The sequence below is a fragment of the Collinsella sp. CLA-ER-H4 genome, from assembly GCF_040092395.1.
Lineage (GTDB): Bacteria > Actinomycetota > Coriobacteriia > Coriobacteriales > Coriobacteriaceae > Collinsella.
The window spans coordinates 1-18,309 of record NZ_JBBNLQ010000006.1 but is presented as its reverse complement, the minus strand read 5'-3'; the positions used below and the strand labels follow the sequence as shown (position 1 = coordinate 18,309).

Annotated in this window: 14 protein-coding genes and 1 pseudogene; 5 read left to right on the top strand and 10 right to left on the bottom strand. The window is 61.3% G+C overall.

Annotated features, from left to right (window positions below; genetic code table 11):
• Positions 1–21: 21 nt before the first annotated feature.
• Complete coding sequence (locus tag AAAX34_RS05500) at positions 22–2,925, bottom strand: UvrD-helicase domain-containing protein (protein ID WP_349110351.1); 2,904 nt, start codon at positions 2,923–2,925, stop codon at positions 22–24.
• 202 nt (positions 2,926–3,127) lie between these two features.
• Between AAAX34_RS05500 and AAAX34_RS05495 the strand changes: the two genes are divergently transcribed.
• Positions 3,128–3,274 carry a hypothetical protein gene (locus tag AAAX34_RS05495; RefSeq protein WP_349110350.1) on the top strand — a complete coding sequence of 49 codons (147 nt, stop codon included), beginning with the start codon at positions 3,128–3,130 and terminating at the stop codon, positions 3,272–3,274.
• Here the strand turns inward: AAAX34_RS05495 and AAAX34_RS05490 are convergent.
• A complete protein-coding gene (locus AAAX34_RS05490; RefSeq protein WP_349110349.1) occupies positions 3,258–4,238 on the bottom strand; it encodes an undecaprenyl-diphosphate phosphatase in 981 nt (326 codons plus the stop codon). The genes AAAX34_RS05495 and AAAX34_RS05490 overlap by 17 nt on opposite strands.
• 248 nt (positions 4,239–4,486) lie before the next feature.
• Here AAAX34_RS05490 and AAAX34_RS05485 point away from each other — a divergent pair, with 248 nt between their 5' ends.
• Positions 4,487–4,924, top strand: coding sequence for a universal stress protein (locus AAAX34_RS05485; RefSeq protein WP_006235921.1), 438 nt, complete (start codon positions 4,487–4,489; stop codon positions 4,922–4,924).
• Between the two features lie 220 nt (positions 4,925–5,144).
• Here AAAX34_RS05485 and AAAX34_RS05480 read toward each other — a convergent pair whose 3' ends face one another.
• The 4 genes from AAAX34_RS05480 to AAAX34_RS05465 all read right to left on the bottom strand — a co-directional run bounded on the left by AAAX34_RS05480 (position 5,145) and on the right by AAAX34_RS05465 (position 9,226).
• Positions 5,145–6,188 carry a sensor histidine kinase gene (locus AAAX34_RS05480; RefSeq protein ID WP_349110348.1) on the bottom strand — a complete coding sequence of 348 codons (1,044 nt, stop codon included), beginning with the start codon at positions 6,186–6,188 and terminating at the stop codon, positions 5,145–5,147.
• Between the two features lie 9 nt (positions 6,189–6,197).
• On the bottom strand, positions 6,198–6,869 hold the full coding sequence (locus tag AAAX34_RS05475) for a response regulator transcription factor (protein ID WP_349110347.1): 672 nt from the start codon (positions 6,867–6,869) through the stop codon (positions 6,198–6,200).
• 170 nt (positions 6,870–7,039) lie between these two features.
• The gene (locus tag AAAX34_RS05470; protein WP_349110346.1) at positions 7,040–8,170 is read right to left on the bottom strand and encodes an aminotransferase; all 1,131 of its coding nucleotides are present in this window, start codon (positions 8,168–8,170) and stop codon (positions 7,040–7,042) included.
• A gap of 24 nt (positions 8,171–8,194) precedes the next feature.
• Positions 8,195–9,226 (bottom strand): ornithine cyclodeaminase family protein, encoded by a 1,032-nt coding sequence (locus tag AAAX34_RS05465; protein WP_349110344.1) that lies wholly within the window; start codon positions 9,224–9,226, stop codon positions 8,195–8,197.
• A gap of 217 nt (positions 9,227–9,443) precedes the next feature.
• Between AAAX34_RS05465 and AAAX34_RS05460 the strand changes: the two genes are divergently transcribed.
• Positions 9,444–10,625 (top strand): PucR family transcriptional regulator, encoded by a 1,182-nt coding sequence (locus AAAX34_RS05460; protein ID WP_349110342.1) that lies wholly within the window; start codon positions 9,444–9,446, stop codon positions 10,623–10,625.
• Between the two features lie 18 nt (positions 10,626–10,643).
• Here the strand turns inward: AAAX34_RS05460 and AAAX34_RS05455 are convergent, their stop codons facing one another.
• Together AAAX34_RS05455 and purH are read right to left on the bottom strand one after the other, a co-directional pair.
• Positions 10,644–11,354 (bottom strand): hypothetical protein, encoded by a 711-nt coding sequence (locus tag AAAX34_RS05455; RefSeq protein WP_349110340.1) that lies wholly within the window; start codon positions 11,352–11,354, stop codon positions 10,644–10,646.
• 105 nt (positions 11,355–11,459) lie between these two features.
• Complete coding sequence (gene purH / locus AAAX34_RS05450) at positions 11,460–13,067, bottom strand: bifunctional phosphoribosylaminoimidazolecarboxamide formyltransferase/IMP cyclohydrolase (RefSeq protein WP_349110339.1); 1,608 nt, start codon at positions 13,065–13,067, stop codon at positions 11,460–11,462.
• Between the two features lie 277 nt (positions 13,068–13,344).
• On the opposite strand from purH, the gene AAAX34_RS05445 reads away from it, so the two are divergent.
• Positions 13,345–13,986, top strand: a complete 642-nt coding sequence (locus AAAX34_RS05445) for a GNAT family N-acetyltransferase (RefSeq protein ID WP_349110338.1) — start codon at positions 13,345–13,347, stop codon at positions 13,984–13,986.
• A gap of 516 nt (positions 13,987–14,502) precedes the next feature.
• On the opposite strand, the gene AAAX34_RS05440 is transcribed toward AAAX34_RS05445, so the two are convergent.
• Positions 14,503–16,446: a DUF2207 domain-containing protein gene (locus tag AAAX34_RS05440; protein ID WP_349110336.1), complete on the bottom strand. Its 1,944-nt coding sequence runs from the start codon at positions 16,444–16,446 to the stop codon at positions 14,503–14,505.
• A 514-nt stretch (positions 16,447–16,960) separates the two neighbouring features.
• On the opposite strand from AAAX34_RS05440, the gene gluQRS reads away from it, so the two are divergent.
• Positions 16,961–17,971 (top strand): tRNA glutamyl-Q(34) synthetase GluQRS, encoded by a 1,011-nt coding sequence (gene gluQRS, locus AAAX34_RS05435; RefSeq protein ID WP_349110335.1) that lies wholly within the window; start codon positions 16,961–16,963, stop codon positions 17,969–17,971.
• Between the two features lie 15 nt (positions 17,972–17,986).
• Here gluQRS and AAAX34_RS05430 read toward each other — a convergent pair.
• Positions 17,987–18,309, bottom strand: a pseudogene (locus tag AAAX34_RS05430) (metallophosphatase); the annotation flags it as partial.

Sequence of the window (18,309 nt, the reverse complement as noted above, 5' to 3'; positions counted from 1 at the left end):
CGCGCCCGGTCAACCTCGAAGTTAGGCATTCAGCTTGACGATTGGCGCAAAGCCCTTCATAAGCTTTTTGGTCTGGCCGGTCTTTTCGAATTGAACCTCGATCATGTCTCCGGCGACCGAGATCACGGTGCCCGTGCCAAAGGTCTTATGACTCACGGTATCGCCCGCGGCAAAGTCCTGCGATGCGCTGGCGCGATCGACCTTGCGCTCCACCGTCGGGGATACCTTGGATGACGGCTTTTTGGCTCGCGGCGCGCCCGAGCCAAAGGTCGAGGCAACACGGCCGGCGTCGGGCGAAACCCCACGATGGCGCTCGGTGCCATAAGTGCTGCCGCCAAAGAAGTCATCGAAGCTCGATCCGCTGCGCGATCCAGAGCCGCCGGTCGAGCGCGTATGCGAGCCAAACACCTTGCCGCCATACATGTCCGAGCCCATACCCGAGCCAAACGTGCCGTGACGGTCGCCGCGCTTCTCCCAGCCCGTGCCCTCAAAACCGGCAGAACCGATACCGCTAAACTCGATGTCCTCAAACGGAATCTCGTTGAGGAAGCGCGAGCGCGGATTGGCAGAGGTCGAGCCGTAGGTGCGACGCGTGGCCGCATAGGTCAGGAACAGGCGCTTGCGAGCACGCGTGATGGCGACGTAGGCCAAGCGGCGCTCCTCCTCGAGCTTACCCGGATCGTCACTACCGCCAAAATCGTGCACGTGCGGGAAGATACCCTCCTCCATGCCGGCCACGAACACCGCCGGGAACTCCAGGCCCTTGGCGGAGTGGATGGTCATCATGGTAATGGCATGCGTCTCGCCGGCCAGGGAATCCAAGTCGGAGCGCAGAGCCAGCCACTCCATGAGTGCCGGCAGCGCCTTGCAGGTGAGCGGGCCGTAGGTGCGCTCGATCTCGTCGGCATGCACGGCACCCGCCGGCATCTCCGTCGGCGCGGCATACGCGTTGCCCGCGATGGCGGCGGCCAGAGCATCCTGCGGAGACAGCGCCGGAGCGGCCAAGCTATCGAGCGGATTAGAGCCCGCGGCGTCACGGGCGCCGACGAGCGCCTCAAACGAGGATGCCGAGGCGGACGGCCCCGGTTCGGGCGCGGGCGCGCTCACCACAACGGGCTCGGGCTCAACGTCGGCGGGCACATCGGCAACACCAGCAGCGCGCAGCTCTTCCAAGCTCTCGAGCGTGCCTTCGATATCCTCGTGCGTCTCCTCAAATTCGGCAGCGACGCCCAGGAATTCCTGGATGTTCTCGGCGCGACTCTCGGACTCCATGGTGCCCTCGGCGCGGAAAGCCTGCAGCAGGCCCGTCTTATCGACAATCATCTCGACGACGTCCTTGAGCTCGCCGTCCATGCGGCGACCCTCGCGCACCAGCGACACAAAGCTCGACAGGCCATTGCGCACCTTGGCGCTAAACATGCCGGTTTCGGCGCACGCGATCTCGCAAGCCTGGAAGAACGAGCAACGGTTGTCGCGCGCCAGCTGCTCAATCTTTTGGATCGAGGTGGAGCCGATGCCGCGGCGCGGCGTGTTGATGACGCGCTTGACGCTCATCTCGTCTGCCGGGTTCACGATCATCTTGAGGTAGGCCATGACGTCGCGGATCTCGGCACGGTCGAAGAATCGCGTGCCGCCCACAATCTTGTAGGGCACGCCCGCGCGCAGGAACATATCTTCGAGGATACGCGACTGGGCGTTGGTGCGGTAGAACACGGCGATATCGTCGTAACTCGTGCCCTTGGAGTGCAGCTTTTCGATCTCGCCGGCAATCCAGCGGCCCTCGTCGCGCTCGTCGCTTGCCTGGAAGGCCTGGATCTTCTCGCCGTCGCCCTCGGCCGTAAACAGGCGCTTGTCCTTGCGCTGCGAGTTGTGACGCACCACGGCGTTGGCGGCGCTCAGGATATGGCCCGTGGAGCGGTAGTTCTGCTCCAGCTTAACGGTCTTGCAGTTTTTAAAGTCCTTCTCAAAGTCCAGGATGTTGGTGATGTCGGCGCCGCGCCAGCTATAAATGGACTGGTCATCGTCGCCTACGACCATGAGGTTTTGGTACTTGGCGGCCAGCAGGTTGGCGATCTCGTACTGGACGTGGTTGGTGTCCTGATACTCGTCGACGCTAATGTAGCGGAAACGCTCTTGGTACTTATCGAGCACCTCGGGGCGGGTGCGCAGCAGCTCGAGCGTGCGCACGAGCAGGTCGTCGAAGTCCATCGCGTTGGCGGCGCGCAGGCGGCGTTCCAGCTCCAGGTAGACCTGCGCGGCCTTTTTGTCGTTGGGGCTGTCGGCGGATTTGAGCATGTCCTCGGGGCCGATCATGGCGTTTTTGGCCGAACTGATCTTGCTGCGGATCATATTGATGGGGAATTGCTTTTGCTCGATACCGAGCGCCTGCATAATATCGCGCACCATGCGCTTGGAATCGTCGTCATCGTAGATGGTGAACTGACCGGTGTAGCCCAGCAGGTCAGCGTCCTCGCGCAGCATGCGCACGCACATAGCATGGAAGGTGCACACCCACATGCCGCGGGTACCGCTGGGGATGAGTGCCGCCAGACGCTCGCGCATCTCGGCCGCGGCCTTGTTGGTAAACGTGATGGCAAGGATCTGCCAGGGCTTAACGCCCAGGTCGCCGAGCATATGTGCGATGCGGAAGGTCAGGACGCGGGTCTTACCCGAGCCAGCAGCGGCAAGGACCAGCAGCGGACCCTCGGTGGTCAGGACGGCCTCGCGCTGGGCGGGATTAAGGCTGTCGATGTCGACGAGCGGCTTGGCGAGTTTGGGTGCCGGCGCGGGAGCGTCGTAAATGTCGAGCGGGACGAGCTCGGGCTCCGGCGCAGCGGGGGCGGTGTATGCATCGAGCGGCACGGGTTCCGGCGCGGGCGGCACGGGTACCGCGGCGTTCTTTTCCCAGGGCAAGGGCTGGGTCATGGGCGACTCCTCATCTGACGGACGGCGCGCCTGCGGGCAGCGCCATAGTTTGAGCCGTACCAGTATACCGAGCCGCGCGGACACCGACGCAAATCACACCACGACTCCGTGCGCCGCCGTCAGGCCCGCCCCAGCGGATTTGGCGCAATGGGGTCAGGTTAGTCTGCACCAATCTATTGACAATCACGAAACCGCCGATGTCATGGCAGCAGCAGCGAGCGACGGTCAGGGCGAACAAATTGGCATGAAAAGGGGCGGCATAGACCTTTTGGTCATGCCGCCCTCTTTGAATGACAAGTTGTCGTTCTGGCCGCCGCGCAGCGTCAACCAAGTTACAGGCCGAGCATAGGCTCCAGGACGAAGAAGTACGCGAGCACCACGATACCCAGAATGATGCGGTAGACGCCGAAGCACTTGAAGTCGTGACGGCGGACGAAGCCCATGAGCCACTTAATGGCGATGAGCGAAACCACAAAGGCCACAACGCAGCCCACGCCCAGGATGGCGATCTCGTTGGCGCCAAAGGTACCGCCCTTGATGAAGTACTTGACCAGCTTGAGCGCACTCGCGCCAAACATGACGGGAATGGCCAGGAAGAACGTAAACTTGGACGCCACCGAACGCGTGCAGCCCAAAAGCAGGCCGCCGATGATGGTAGAACCAGAGCGCGACGTGCCCGGAATCAGCGAGAGCACCTGGAAGCATCCGATGCCCAGTGCGGTCTTCCAACTTAGGTCCTCGAGCGTGGTGATGGAACCAAAGTCCAGATCCTCGTCATCGTCCTCGTCCTCGGCAACATCTGCCGCGGGCGCCGCAAAGTGTGCACCGGCGGGACGTCCACCCGACACCACAGCACGCGAACCAAACGAACCGGCAACGGCCATTTCCTCGCGCTTGCTCGCGCGCCAGTTCTCGATCACGATGAACAGCACGCCGTACACAATGAGCGCCAGCGCCACGACGGGAGCATTGTAGAAATGCTCCTCCATCCAGTCGTTGAGCGGCAGGCCGATCGCCGCGGCGGGAATACAGCCGAGAACGATCTTGCCCCACAGCACCCAGGTGTCGCGACGGCCCTCCTTGCCCTTGCTGGGCGAGAACGGATTGAGCTCATGGAAGAACAGCACACAGACGGCCAGAATGGCGCCGAGCTGGATCACGACCAGGAACATATTCCAGAACGTCTCGCTCACGTTCATCTTGACGAACTCGTCCACCAAGATCATGTGACCGGTCGACGAAACGGGCAGCCATTCGGTGATGCCCTCGACCAGGCCCATGAAGGCAGATTTTAGAAGCTCGATAATATCCAAAGGGACCCCCTCGTTAGACACCCGCCGATATTGTTCTGCGGACGGTGCGGGCGATGTCCCATTATCAACCGTTGGCGGCGCGCCTGCGCCTACCCTTACCAAAAAACTCGCCCGTTCACAGAATTGCGAGCGGTCAAACCCAAATCCTTGGGTATAACTGCAACAAGATAAAGTGTCCGGCGGCCAACGCGCCCGCGCCCGCCCGATGCACGAGCCCCGCGCCCGTGCGATAGACCAAGGAGGAAACCATGAACGAGGGCTACACCAAGGTATTTGTTTCACTCGACGGTACTGAGCAGCAGGATTTTGTGCTCGCACGCGCCATCAAGGTCGCCGCGAACAACGGCGCCAAGCTAATCATCGGCCACGTCATCGATTCCACGGCGCTCGAGAGCGCCGGTTCCTATCCGGTCGATCTGGTCAACGGCCTAGAGGAGGCATTTAAGAACTCCATCGCCAAGCAGCTCGAAGAGGCCAAGGCCAATCCCGACATTCCCGAGGTCGAGGTCATGATTCGCGCCGGCCGCATTCGCGAGACGCTCAAGGACGAGATGCTCGACGTGGTTAAGCCCGACCTGGTGCTCTGCGGCGCCCGTGGCCTGTCCTCGATCAAGTACGCGCTCCTGGGTTCAATTTCGACGTTCCTGCTGCGCAACACGGACTGCGACATTCTGGTCGTGAAGTAGGTTCCTTCCCGCCGGCGCAAGGCCTGCGGGGTTATCACGCCGACGTCCTCGCCGCTTCGCGGCTGCGGGATGTCGGCTTAGATAGCCCCTCCCGGCCTTGCGCCTTCGTCACCGTACTTCAGCGAGTTGGCTGATAAAAGATGGCGTGCCGCCCCGTTTGGGGCGGCACGTTTTGTTTGGGGCGGCACGTTTTTGTTTGGGCGGGCGTCTGCCGTGTGCGTTACTCAAAGTATTGGAACTTGTTCGTTGAAAAAGCGAATGTTACGACGAAGCCTTCGCCGGGCTCGGATGCTGCGGTGACGTCGATGCCCATCTTGGAGCACAGGCGCGCCACCAGATAGAGACCGATGCCCGTTGCGCGCTTGGTGGTGCGGCCGTTGTCGCCGGTAAAGCCCTTCTCGAACACGCGCGGCAGGTCTGCCGCACACACGCCGCAGCCGTTGTCCGCGACGGTAAGCTCGATGCGCTCGCTTGCCAGACCCTCGTCCAGCAACGCACCCGAAAACACGATCTTTGCGCCGTCCTCACGCGCATATTTAATGCTGTTCTGAATGAGCTGGCCCAGAATAAACTCGAGCCACTTCTCGTCGGTAAAGACCTCGAAGTCGAGGTTCTCGCACACCGGGGCCACATGCGCCGCAATGAGCTCGCGCGCGTTGGCTTTAATCGCGCCCGTCACCAAGGTTTTGAGATCCCAGCGGCGAATCAGGTAGTCGCGCTCCACGACTTCCGAGCGCGCGTAGTACAGCGCCTGGTCGATATAGCGCTCCACGCGGGCAAGTTCGCGTGCCAGGTCGTCCACGCGCGACAGGTCGTCTTCGCTGCTGTCCAGGTTTTCCAAAATCAGGTGAGCCGCCGCCAGGGGCAGCTTGGCCTCGTGGACCCAGCTCTCGATATAGTCGCGATAGTCATCGGTCTGACGCCTGCCTTCGGCAACCTCGTCGCAGGCGGCTTTGCCCACCCGGCGCAAGACCTCGTATTCGAGCTCGCCCTCGGCATAGGTCGGGCATTGCACCATCTCCTGCACCCATGCGGGACTCTCGAGCTCCTCGGCCGCACGCTCCAGCTGGCGCAGAAAACGACGACGGCGCGCGTATTCGATCACGATGCCGAGCATACCAAAGATATAGGACACGCCGACCGCCACGACCACGATAGAAACGGGTGCGCCGGCGACCGTCAGCACAAAGCAGCTCAGCAGCACGCCGCACGTCCACACGGCGACGGGAAGCAGCGCGTCTTTAAAGAACTTGGCAAACGACATAGCCGGCCCCTAGACCGAATAGCCCTGGCCGCGGTGCGTGGTCAAATACCCCTTGATGCCGATTTTTTCGAGCGTGGTGCGCAGGCGGTTGATGTTAACGGTGAGCGTATTGTCGTCCACGAAGGCGTCGGAGTCCCACAGGTCCTGCATGATGGCCGAACGCGAAACGATCTTGCCCGCGCGGCTCAGAAGCAGCGAGAGGATACGCAGCTCGTTTTTGGTGAGCTCGGTACTGGTGCCGGTTAGCGTGTTGGTGACCATGGAGCGTGCAAGGTCGAGCTCCAGTCCCTTGTGTACGAGCGTGCTGCGCTCGCCCGCCGCCGCGGTGCGACGCAGCAAGGCATTGATGCGCGCCACGAGCACACGGGCGCTATAGGGCTTGGGAACAAAGTCGTCCGCACCGAGCGTCATGGCCATGACCTCGTCGATCTCGGTCGTGCGCGACGTGAGGACGATGATGGGAACCTCGGATTCGCGGCGAACCTCATGGCAGATATGCTGGCCGTCCTTGACGGGAAGCGTCAGGTCGAGCAGCACCAGGTCGGGCGCGGCGGCGAGAATATCGCGCGAAACATGCTCGAACGATTCGCAGGCCTCGACCTCAAAACCGGCACGGGCAAGGATGTCGGCAAGCTCGCGACGAATGGGCTCGTCGTCCTCAACGATATAGATCAGCGCCATGTGTCCTCCCATTTCGCGTAACTTGCACCTTCCACACCATTATGCCCACGGCGTCGCAACGATACGACCCCGTGGGCACCTAATATGACAAAAGTGTTCGATAGCCTTAAGAGAAAATAGGGGCCGACCGGTCCTAAACCGATCGGCCCCATCACTTCGACCTCGAGCCTCTACTCGAGCGTACGCATGTATGCAGAGATGGCATCCAGGCCCTTCTGCAGGTCGTCGGTGTTATCGGAGTATGCATAGCCGATGCGCATGCTCTTGGGCTCCTCGAAGCAATCGCCCGGGGTGACGAGCGCGCCGGACTTCTTAATCATGTCGATGCAGAACGTCCTGGAGTCGATGTCGTAGTCGTAATACACGAGCGCAGTGGTACCCGCCTCGGGCTTGACGAACGACAGGTGCGGCTCGCTCTCGACCCACTTCTCCAGAACAGCAAGGTTCTGACGGACGATGCGACGGCTGCGCTCAAGGATCACGGAAGCGTTGCCCAGAATCAGCTCCGCCACCGACTCGCTGAATATGCCGGCGGAAATCAGGTTGTAGTCGCGATGCGAGAGCAGCGCGCGACGGAGCTCCGGGCTCTTGGTGACCGCCCAGCCCAGACGCAGGCCGGCGAACGACCAGACCTTGGACATGGATGCGGTGACGACGGCCTTGTCGTACAGGTCGATCACGGACTCGGAGTACTCATCCGTCTGAGTAAGCAGACGATAGACCTCGTCGCAGAGCACCCACGCGTCGTGTTTGCGTGCAACCTCGACAATCGCCTTGAGCGTATCGGTGTCGAGCAGGGCGCCCGTGGGGTTGTCCGGGTTATTGATGCAGATGAGCTTGGTATCGTCGGTCACCAGGGTATCGAGCGCGTCGACGTCGACGTGATAGCCGTTCTTGCGGTCGAGCTGAAGGATATCGACCTTTGCACCGCACATCTCGGGAATCGAGTAAAGCTGCTGGTAGGTAGGCTTGACGGAGACTACGTGATCGCCCGGTTCGACGAGCGTGGAAATAACCAGGGAGTTGGCACCAGTCGCGCCGTGCGTGGGCACGATATGCCCGGGTTCGACCGTCTTATAGAGACGCGCGACCCCCTCGAGGAAGCCGGGCTGTCCCTCGATGTCTCCGTAGGTGAATCGGCGCGAGCACAGGTTATCGAGCCACGCCTTCTTGTCGGTATTCGTAAGCTCGAACAGCTGGTCGAGCGTGAGGGAGTAGACGCACGTCTCTGCAACGTTGTGGGTGCACTTGGTCTCCCACTCGTTCATCCACTGCTCGACGGCGAAATCCTTGATCTGCACTGTCGTTTCCTTTCCTTGACTTTCTTACAGTTCCACCACGGTGCCCAGCCCCGCCTCGACGGCGCGGTCGTAGGCGATTTTCGATGCCGAAAGGTCCTGAACGGCGATGCCCGACGTATCGAACACCGTCACTTGCTCGTCATCCGAACGCCCCGTAGCCGTGCCAGCGATGACTTCGCCGAGCTCCGCTCTGATGTCCTCGGGCGTGATGGTACCCTCGGCAACCGGAATCTCCAGCTCACCGGACGCGACCGATTGCTCGCGGTCGTCGACGTAAACAGCGGCACGGGTGACAAGCGCCGAGGCGAGCTCCTGCTTGCCGGGCATGTCGGCACCGACGCAGGAGACATGCGTACCGGGGCGCACCCATGCATCGGGGATGATGGGCTTGGTCGCCGGCGTGATCGTCACGATGATGTCGGCCTCCGCCGCGGCACCCTGGCCGTCGGCCGTCGCCTCGATGGAATAGGTGGATGCCTCGCGAGCATGCTCGCAGGCGCCCAAGATATGGGCGACCTCGTCTCGCATGCGCTCGACGCGAGCCTCGGGCGCGGCATCGGAAACCGGCTCCCACACCTTGACCTCGCTCACTTTGGGACAGGCGGCGAGCACGCCCGCCACCATATAGGTGCTCATATGGCCGGCACCCGCAACAAGCAGTTTGGACGCATCCGCCCGAGCCAGCCACTTGGCACCGAGCGCAGCGGCGGCACCGGTGCGAAGTCCAGTGACGGCGGAGGCATTGAGCAGCGCCAACGGCTCTCCCGTCGCGTTGTCGCACAGCAGCGTGGTGCCAAAGATCTCGGGCAGCCCCTTTTTGGGATTCTGAGAGAACCAAGCAGTGAGCTTGAGACCGAAGAGGCCGCTTCCCGCCAACTCACCCGAGCGGATATCCATATCGGCCACGCCGGGTTCGAACTGCTCATATACCATCGGCCACGCAACACCCTTGCCCGTTGCCTTCTGGCGATATGCCTCCTCCACGGCAGCGATTGCATCCTCGATCGTCAGTACCTTGGAAACTTCCTCGGCCGAAAGCACCACCATCTGCCCCATCATCGCTCCTCTCAGCGAAAGCTTTACGTTGCTTCACTGTACGGTTTAGTAACGATGCCGCCAAGGATCATTTCTTGTTGGAATCTACAACGATTCTCAATCTGATTTTTCGTTCTATCAGCAGATATTTGAACTATTTCTCGCATCAAAGGCATACGGATGTGCGATTATCCTATTTATACCTGTACTTATTGTAGTAATTTACAAGGTGATGTTGATGCTATACACCATCTCGGACTTCTCGCGGGAATATGAGGGGTCGGTCCGCCTAATCGCTGGCAGCGATGGCGTCTCGTGTGCCGTCTCTGGCGTCGGGATCCTCGATTATGAACTCATGCCCGGCCTCAAGAACAAGTACCAGCGCGCCAACTTCAGCTCAGACGAAATCGTCCTCAGCACCTTCCTCTATGCGAAGGACGACCCATACCTCATCACTGAAGCCGTGAAATACCTCGTCGCCAAGGGAACGAGCGGTCTCATCATCAAAAACGTCCTGCACATCCCGATTCCCGACCAAGCCATCCGCTACGCCAACGCGCGGCACTACCCGGTCTTTCTCACGACCGACGACTCACTGTTCTTTGACAGCGTCATCTATGAGGTCAAACGGCATATCGAGCAGCTCGCGTCCATCGACTTCGCACAGCGCGAGATCGATGCCCTGAGGACAGACGTATCGCCCGAGTCCATCTGCCGACGCATTCGAGGCCTCAACCCGTCATTTCTGGACGAAGCGGTCGCCCTGTTCGCATCGTTTGCAGAGCCCCTCGACCCGCGTACGTTTTTGCAAATCGAACGTCTCTGTGCAAAATCGACCCTCGCCGGATGCCACAACATGCTGGCACCCTATGACGGAGGTTTATTATTCGTAGCGACAAGCGACTCGGAGCAGACGCTCGATGTGGAGCGAATCGTGCAGGCACTCACGGAGCTCATCGAGGCTAGCGGCATCGATGGCGGAGCGGAGGGGCTCGGCATCAGCGATATTCTGTTTGGAGACGAGGCGGTGGCGCAGGCGATCTCGCAGGCGATTTACGCACAGCGCCTATCTTGTCAACGAGCCGAGGGTCCCGTGCGCTATACGCAGCTCGGCATCCTGAGAACCGTGATGCCTTTTGTGGAAACCACGGAGATGCGATCGTTCTCGGAGGCGATCCTCTCGCCGATACGCGAGCACGACAGTGAGCATGGCAGCGAGCTGGAATCCACGCTCGCCGCATTCATTGAGAACGACCGACGTATCGAGCGAACCGCCAAGCAAACTAGCCAGCACCCGAACACGATTCGATATCGCCTCGATAAGGTGACAGCTCTCACCGGACTGAGCTACAAATGCGCCCCGGAGATGGAGCAGCTGTCGCTCGCCTACGCCATCGAACGCGCTCGCTCGCTTCAGTAAGCCCACCCCGCCTTGAGGTTAGGAGCGGCGGGCGCGGAGCTTTTCGTAGCCTTCGGCGAAGAAGGCGACCGTAGCGGCGTCGGCCTCGGCGGCGTCCGTCTCGGTTGCGGGGACCACACCGTGCTCGTCGCTCACCAGGAACAAGGCGCCCTTGAGCTGTGCGGGAATATCTACGCGCGCGACCGGAATGCCCTTGGTCTGGGCCAGCTGCTCAATGAGCGTCGCCGTGCCGCACAGGCACTCGTCCGCTGGCGCCACAAAGGCAAGCTCGCCGTTATCGACGGCGGCGAGCAGCTCGGGCGCCACGCCGGTCTCGTCGGCCTCGGAGCGGGCCTCGGCGGAGCGGGCACGCAGCGCCTTGGCCGACGTATCGGCGAGCGGCTCGTACTCCCCCACCGTCATGGCGGCGTTGCCGTTAACGTCGATCACCAGCATGAGCACGCCGTCGCGTGCGGTGTAATCGCCCTCGGCAAGCGACCACTCAACGTGCTGCTTGGCCCAGCTGAGCATGTTATGGGTAAGCGGCTCGCCCTGCACCAAGCGCTCGGACAGTGCGCGAATGTGGCGGTTGAGCATGGGCACCTTTTTATTGGACATGCGCCAACGGCAGACAAGCGCGGGCTTGTCGAGCGTAAACTTCTCGACCGCCTCCTGATTGGCGCAAAAGTCCTCGTACGCACGCTGATCCTCGGCATTGCCAAACAGCTCGGCATCATCAATCTGGGGCATGGTTGTACCTTTCGTGTTAGTCATTCCGTCCTCTTATACCAAAAAGACGGCCCTCCAAACGGAGCGACCGTCTTTTGCAGAGATTATTTTGTCCCAGGGCGGAACTTAGTGGCGGAAATGCCTGACGCCGGTAAAGACCATCGCAATACCATGCTCGTTGCAAGCCTGAATGCTCTCGTCGTCGCGCTTGGAGCCGCCGGGCTGGATGATGCAGGTCACGCCGTGTGCAGCAAGCACGTCGACATTGTCGCGGAACGGGAAGAACGCGTCGCTTGCACAGGCAAAGCCGCCCTTCTCCACGCCCTCGCGCTCGCAGAAGTCCTCGGCGCGCTCGCAGGCAAGCAGCGCAGAGTCAACGCGGTTAGGCTGACCCGGACCCATGCCAATGCCGGCCTTGCCCTTGGAAACCAGGATGGCGTTGGACTTAACGCCCTTGCAGACCTTCCAGGCAAACTCGAGCTCGGCCATCTCGGCGTCGGTGGGCTTGCGGTCGGTGGGGAACGTAAAGGTCGCGGGATCATCGGTCACGTGGTCGACTTCCTGCACCAGCATGCCGCCGTCGATGGAGCGCAGCTCCACCTGGGCGCCGTGGTCCACGCCGCCGGTGGCCAGCACGCGCAGGTTGGGGCGCTTGGCCATGCGCTCGAGCGCCTCGGCAGTGTAGCTCGGGGCGATGATGACCTCGACGAACTGCTTGTTCTGATCGGCAAAGTGTTCGACCAGCTCATAGGGAACCTCGCGGTTGCAGGCGATGATGCCGCCAAAGGCACTCTTGGGATCGCAGGCAAAAGCTCGGTCGTAGGCAGCCGTGATGTCCTCGGCAACGGCGGAACCGCAGGGGTTCTGGTGCTTGAGGATCACGCAGGCCGGCTCGTCGAACTCGCGGACCAGGTTCCAAGCGGCATCGGCATCCAGATAGTTGTTGTAGCTGAGCGGCTTGCCCTGGATCTGCTCGGAGCCAACGAGCGGGAACTGCGAGCTCGCGGTGTTCTCGCAGCCCTCGGCAAAGCGGTAGACCGTAGCCTTCTGCTGAGGATTCTCGCCATAGCGCAGGTCGTCGACCTTCTCCAACGAGATCTCGAGCTTGGCAGAGGTATCCGCCACGTCGCTTGCCTGGGCGGCAAGCCAACGGGAGATAGCCGTGTCGTAGGCGGCGGTGGTCTGGTAGACCTTCACCTGCAGGCGACGACGGGTGGAAAGCGTGGTGCAGCCACCGGTCTCGTGCATCTCGGCCAGGACGGCATCATAGTCGGCAGGGTCGGAAATGACGGTAACGCTTGTGGCGTTCTTGGCGGCAGAGCGCAGCATGGAGGGGCCACCGATGTCGATGTGCTCGATGGCATCCGCGAAGGTGACCTCGGGGTTGGCGACGGTCTTCTCGAACTCGTACAGGTTGACGACGACCAGGTCGATCAGCTTAATGCCGTGCTGAGCGGCCTCCTGCATGTGCTGCTCGGAATCGCGGCGGGCCAGCAGCGCGCCGTGAACCTTGGGATGCAGGGTCTTAACGCGGCCGTCCATCATCTCGGGATAGCCCGTGAACTCCTCGATGGGGGTTACGGGAACGCCCGCGTCCTCGATGGCACGAGCCGTGCCGCCCGTAGAGATGATCTCGACGCCAAAGTCGTCAACCAGCGTCCGTGCGAAATCGACGACGCCCGTCTTATCGGTAACCGAGATCAACGCGCGTGCGATCTTCACATCAGATCCCATGCAGTCCTCCTGTCTGGTACGCCGCCGTGCTCTGTGAGTCGGTGATACGTCGATCTGCAGCGCTCGCGCAGCGGCATTGAAAATACTGATTCAATGTAGCGCATCGAGCGCATCGATGCACCCCGCAACGGGCGCATGTGCAGAAAAAGTTTGCGAGCGGAGGGGATGGGCACGGCGCTGGGCACGGTGAGTTCATGGAACACAGGGGCACCATAATTTGATGCCAATGGCGTGGTAGAACTGTGCTCGATATGCATCCGCAAAAGAAAGAGGCACCATGGTCTCGCGGGTTCTCTACCGACCGTTTGATACCGAAGACTTCGACGCCATCGCGCTGATTCTGCAGCAGCTTTGGCATAATAATTCGGATAACGATGAGTACAACCGCCTCGAGGCCGCGTGCGACCTCGCCTATTGCCTTTCGTCATCGACGTTTTCGCAGGTTGCGGTGATTGACGGCGAGGCGCGCGGCATTGCGCTTGCACGCGCAGGACAGAACTCCGGCGTCACTATCAACGAGCATTGGATGGATACCGAACGCGCGCTGCTATCGCAGATGCGTGAGCTGGAGTCTGATGCCTACGCCGAGTATCTCTCGTTTGTGCGCGCAACCATCCGAACCAACAACCGCCTGCTCGAGAGCAGCCCGTTGCCGCACGACAACGAGGTCACGCTGCTTGCCGTGGATCACGATGTCCATGGCCTGGGCGTTGGCACGGTTCTGCTCGATGCCGCGGTCTCGCACCTGTCCTCGCTTGGAGCGACGAGGGCGCACCTGTACACCGACTCCAACTGCTCGTGGAAGTTCTACGAGCTGCACGGCTTTAAGCGCACGGCCACGCACCGCGCCAACCGCGAAGAGCGCCGCCACGACATGCCGCGCGAAAGCTTCCTCTACGAACTCGATCTAACAGCCTAAATCTGGCAGTTAGGGACGCTCCTTTTATGCCGGCACCCCGGGACACTCCTTGGCAGCAACCACACCTAGTCATTGGGGACGTTCTTAAATGACTAGTCGCTGGGGACAGTCTTGATCAAAACGGCCGCCGAAGCCCTCGTTGGCATCGCCCTATAGGGGGTCTGCAAATAGCTGTGGTCAAAAAACATCAAAAATGAGTACTGTTACCTTTTTAGTAGCAGCGCAATTCGGCTTTTTCGGGTCTCTTAGGCGTCTCGGCGCGTCGGATGAACTAACGTATCTCCCCAAATGTACAATAAAATGGACTCCTAACGAGAAATAATATCGTTAGGAGTCCATTATTTAGTACAAACAAATGTGACAACCTAGGCAACAGTACTCATATTTGGCATTTTTTGCCCACTGCCCCTTGCGCGAAGGTCCGCAGCGGAAAGTATGGCCCGTTTCGATGCACAAAAATGGGATGAATCTTCCCTGGCAACCGCCCAGAAAGATCCACCCCAAAGCAAGCGCTCGCTAGAACGTTCCGCCGCCGCCTCCGCCGACGCCGCCGCCACCGCCACCAGAGAAGCCGCCGCCGCTGCCGCCGCTCGAGCTATCGGAGCTCGAAGCCAGCTCGCGGATGGTCTCGTGGTACACATCATTGAACGAATCGAGCGGAGACTCGTTGCCGTAGTGATGGTAATACCACCAGTAGCAGGGGTAATTATCGTAGAAATCGTCGCTGTTGCGCAGGTCCGCAGGCACGGCCTCGGCCAGCTGTCGCAACACTTCTTTCGAAACGCCCAGGGCAACGCCCATCACCAGCAGCTTGTTCCACAAGATCAGGTCGCTGGGGATGGCCTCCTTCAAGCGCGTAAAGTCCTCGAGCCAATGCTTGAGCGCCTTGCAGCGAGCCGCCACCTCGGCGCCCTCCGGCGTAAAGCGGCGGAACGTAAGGCCCACGCCGATACCCACCAGCACAATCGGCACCGAGATAACCGCGGCGGTAATGTTCGCCTGCGCGCCATCGGTAAAGAAGATGGATCCCACGGGAACAAAGGCAATCAGGATACCAAGAACCAGGCAAAACACCATTGCAACAATGCCGTCCGAGGCAACGTACTCGCTATCGGCCAGCTTGCCCTTAACGGTGTTCTGATAGTCCTCGAGCTTGTCGCCCACGGGTGTAGCGTGCTGCTTGACGTAGTGCTGCAGCTCGTCGAACGTGCGCGAGCGATCGCCGTTCTCGTCAGGCTTAGCACCGGCAAAGAAGACCTTGAGCACCATGTGGTCAATGCCCTTGGCCGACTTCCAGCCCGCATCGCTCACCGTCACGCGATACGTCTGCTCTTCTTTTTCACGCCCCAACAGACCCTTCTTGGCCTTGGTCACGGTCGCCTGCTCCAGCTTGATCACACGGTCGTCAGTGAGCTTCATGAGCGTGGCGATATATGCCTGATCGGGCACCTCGTTCCAGCTCATAAGGGCCGAAAGCACGGCGGGATGGTCGGCCGAGGGCACATCGCGGAAATATTCGTCCTGGAAAAGCGGCTTGGGCTTGCGCTTGCGCAGCTTGAGCATAACGATTGTGCCGGTAAAGGCCACCGCCGCAACAACACTTAGCACGGCAAGTGCATTGGCAATCATGCGAGCGTGAGCGCGGCGGGCGTTAGCTTCGTCGGCCCATTCCTTCTCTTCGCTCAGGATCGTTGACATGCGCTCTTCGCCCGAGGCGGCAAGCTGCGGCACCCAGTCGCTGGGGAAGGCGATGCGTGCCTCGGCGAATTCGCCCTGATGCACGCAGGGAATGGTATAGGTGACCATGGGCTCGTCCTCATCGAGCGACACGTCGCCCGTCAGCGGACCGTGGCCCCATGCGCGGAAGTTATCGCCTTTGACGGCCGCCGTCCCGGCAGCGGCATTTGCGAAGCGCACTTCCATCTCGACATCGTCGGAATCCGCAGACCAACCGTCGCCCACGAACTTCCAGTAGAGCTCGGCGGTATCGGCCCAGTTCATAACCGCACCGGTCATGGTGTAGCTCACGTAATAGATCGCGCTGTCGCCGCTCTCGTGGGGGCTGAACACCTTAATCCTTACGCCGTCACCGGCCTGCTCGACCGTGTAGACGCCAGAATCGCCCTTGTTCGCGCTATCGACTTTGTTAAACGCGGTGTCCTCTTCCTCGACACTCAGCACGTCAACGCCCGCCGTGCCGCCCTGCTGGTTGGTGCCCGTATTGATCTCCCAAAACACGCCGTTGATGTCGTCGTCGAAATCAAACTGGCGTCCCTCGACAACGGTCAGCGATCCATCGGCCTCGACCGTGGCACTGATGTAGGTTTGGGTCATGGAATACCCGTCGGCACGTGCAACGGCGGGCAACAGCAGCAGCGCGCACGCGACGAGCGCGCAAATGGAAGCAAATCGCGCAAACGGGCAGCGCTGCCGACAGGTCTTGGCAACGGGGGCGTTCATAGGCACATCCTTTGTCTGTGATACCAGTAGCGTCATTGTCCCACGTTTGCGGGTTCATGTGACGAACATCTAGGTCAGCGGAGTATCAAACGGGACGAAAGTCACGCCCGCGGCCGGCACCTGGGGACGTTCCTTATCTGCCGGCAATCTGGGACACTCCTTGGCATAGCCCGCTCCGGCAATAGATACCACTTCATAGCTCCGTCACAGGTGTAGCGGCTTTGTGTGGGCGCGGCGTGAGCCGATTAAGCCGGCGAGCGAGGGGCATAAAGCAGTTGAGCGAAAACGGTTTGCCCCTTTGCCGTTCGCTTGAGGATCATGTCCCCCTTTTCCGCGGAAACCCCGGCAGTTGCGAAGAGCTGCCGGGGTTTCTGTCGTTTGAGGGGTTGAAGGGGCTGAGCTTGGGACGGTAATCGAGGTGTTGAGTCGGTGCCCGCCGCACACAACACGCAGCCTCGGCAACTCGCGAGCATCGACGACGCCCCCCACCTCACCCCGCGCTATACTCGTCCGCATGGATATCAAAACACGCAACATAGCAACGCCCGCCGCGGACGCGCCAGCGACGCCACCCGCCTCCGCCCCCGCGCCCGTCGTGGGCCGTTTCGCCCCGTCGCCCTCGGGCCGCATGCACCTGGGCAACGTGTTCAGCTGCCTGTGCTCGTGGCTTTCGGCCCGCAGCCAGGGCGGCAGCATCGTGCTGCGCATCGAGGACCTGGACGATCGCTGCAAGCGCCCGGAACTTGCCGCTCAACTGATTGACGATCTGACCTGGCTAGGGCTCGAGTGGGACGAAGGCCCCTACTACCAGCACGATCGCCTGGATCTGTACGAGGACGCCCTGCGCCAGCTACAAGACGCCGGCCTCACCTATCCCTGTTTTTGCACGCGTGCCGAACTCCACGCCGCGAGCGCGCCGCACGCCAGCGACGGCACGCCCATCTACCGCGGCGCCTGCCGAAACCTTTCTGCCGAGGAGGTTGCCCGCCGCAGCGCCCTGCGCGCTCCGGCCACGCGCCTGCGCGTGCCCGCCGTCGACGACCTCGCCGGCGACGTGATCGAATTCGTGGACCGCACGTACGGAGCCCAATGCGAGGCACTCGCCACCGAGTGCGGCGACTTTTTGGTCCGCCGCAGCGACGGCGTGTTTGCCTATCAGCTAGCCGTGGTGGTCGACGACGCCGCCATGGGCGTCACCGAGATCGTACGCGGATGCGACCTGCTTGGTTCCACGCCGCGCCAGATCTATCTGCAACATCTGCTGGGACTGCCCACACCGCGCTACGCGCACATTCCGCTGCTCATGTCGCCGGACGGCCGCCGCCTTTCCAAGCGCGATCGCGATCTGGACCTGGGCGAGCTCCGCACCCGCTTTGGCACACCCGAGGCACTGTTGGGATGGCTCGCCGGGCAAACAGGCATCGCGCCGGACACCACGCCGCGTACCGCCGAGCAACTGGTCGAGCACTTTAGCTGGAACGTCATCCGTGCGCACCGGGAAAACATCACCATAACGGCCGAGTAACCAAACGCCTTGCCGCTACGCAACATCCCAGGGCTGGAGCTCGTCGCCCAGGCGAACGATGCAGTCGTAGAGCACGGTGTGACGCTCGGCCGGGTTGGCGTCGCGATGAAAATGCCCGTAGTACCAGCGCTTGTAATCCAAGCGGTCTTCCAGCTCATCGAAAAATGCCGTGAGCCGATCGACGTCGGGACAATTCCAACCGGGTGCCGGATAGAGCGTGGGCGAAAGCATGCGCGTAGAGCAGGTGTGGGTGATTACGTAGTCGACCTTCCAACCCACGCTGCCGAGCTTTGCCCGCGCCTCCTCAAAGTTGCGCTCGTCCGGAAGCTCCTGCGGCC

Coding starts and splice junctions, on each gene's coding strand:
- AAAX34_RS05500 (WP_349110351.1), bottom strand. CDS start 2,925: ATGACCCAGCCCTTGCCCTGGGAAAAGAACGCCGCGGTACCCGTGCCG.
- AAAX34_RS05495 (WP_349110350.1), top strand. CDS start 3,128: ATGGCAGCAGCAGCGAGCGACGGTCAGGGCGAACAAATTGGCATGAAA.
- AAAX34_RS05485 (WP_006235921.1), top strand. CDS start 4,487: ATGAACGAGGGCTACACCAAGGTATTTGTTTCACTCGACGGTACTGAG.
- AAAX34_RS05480 (WP_349110348.1), bottom strand. CDS start 6,188: ATGTCGTTTGCCAAGTTCTTTAAAGACGCGCTGCTTCCCGTCGCCGTG.
- AAAX34_RS05475 (WP_349110347.1), bottom strand. CDS start 6,869: ATGGCGCTGATCTATATCGTTGAGGACGACGAGCCCATTCGTCGCGAG.
- AAAX34_RS05465 (WP_349110344.1), bottom strand. CDS start 9,226: ATGGGGCAGATGGTGGTGCTTTCGGCCGAGGAAGTTTCCAAGGTACTG.
- AAAX34_RS05460 (WP_349110342.1), top strand. CDS start 9,444: ATGCTATACACCATCTCGGACTTCTCGCGGGAATATGAGGGGTCGGTC.
- AAAX34_RS05455 (WP_349110340.1), bottom strand. CDS start 11,354: ATGCCCCAGATTGATGATGCCGAGCTGTTTGGCAATGCCGAGGATCAG.
- purH (WP_349110339.1), bottom strand. CDS start 13,067: ATGGGATCTGATGTGAAGATCGCACGCGCGTTGATCTCGGTTACCGAT.
- AAAX34_RS05445 (WP_349110338.1), top strand. CDS start 13,345: ATGGTCTCGCGGGTTCTCTACCGACCGTTTGATACCGAAGACTTCGAC.
- AAAX34_RS05440 (WP_349110336.1), bottom strand. CDS start 16,446: ATGAACGCCCCCGTTGCCAAGACCTGTCGGCAGCGCTGCCCGTTTGCG.
- gluQRS (WP_349110335.1), top strand. CDS start 16,961: ATGGATATCAAAACACGCAACATAGCAACGCCCGCCGCGGACGCGCCA.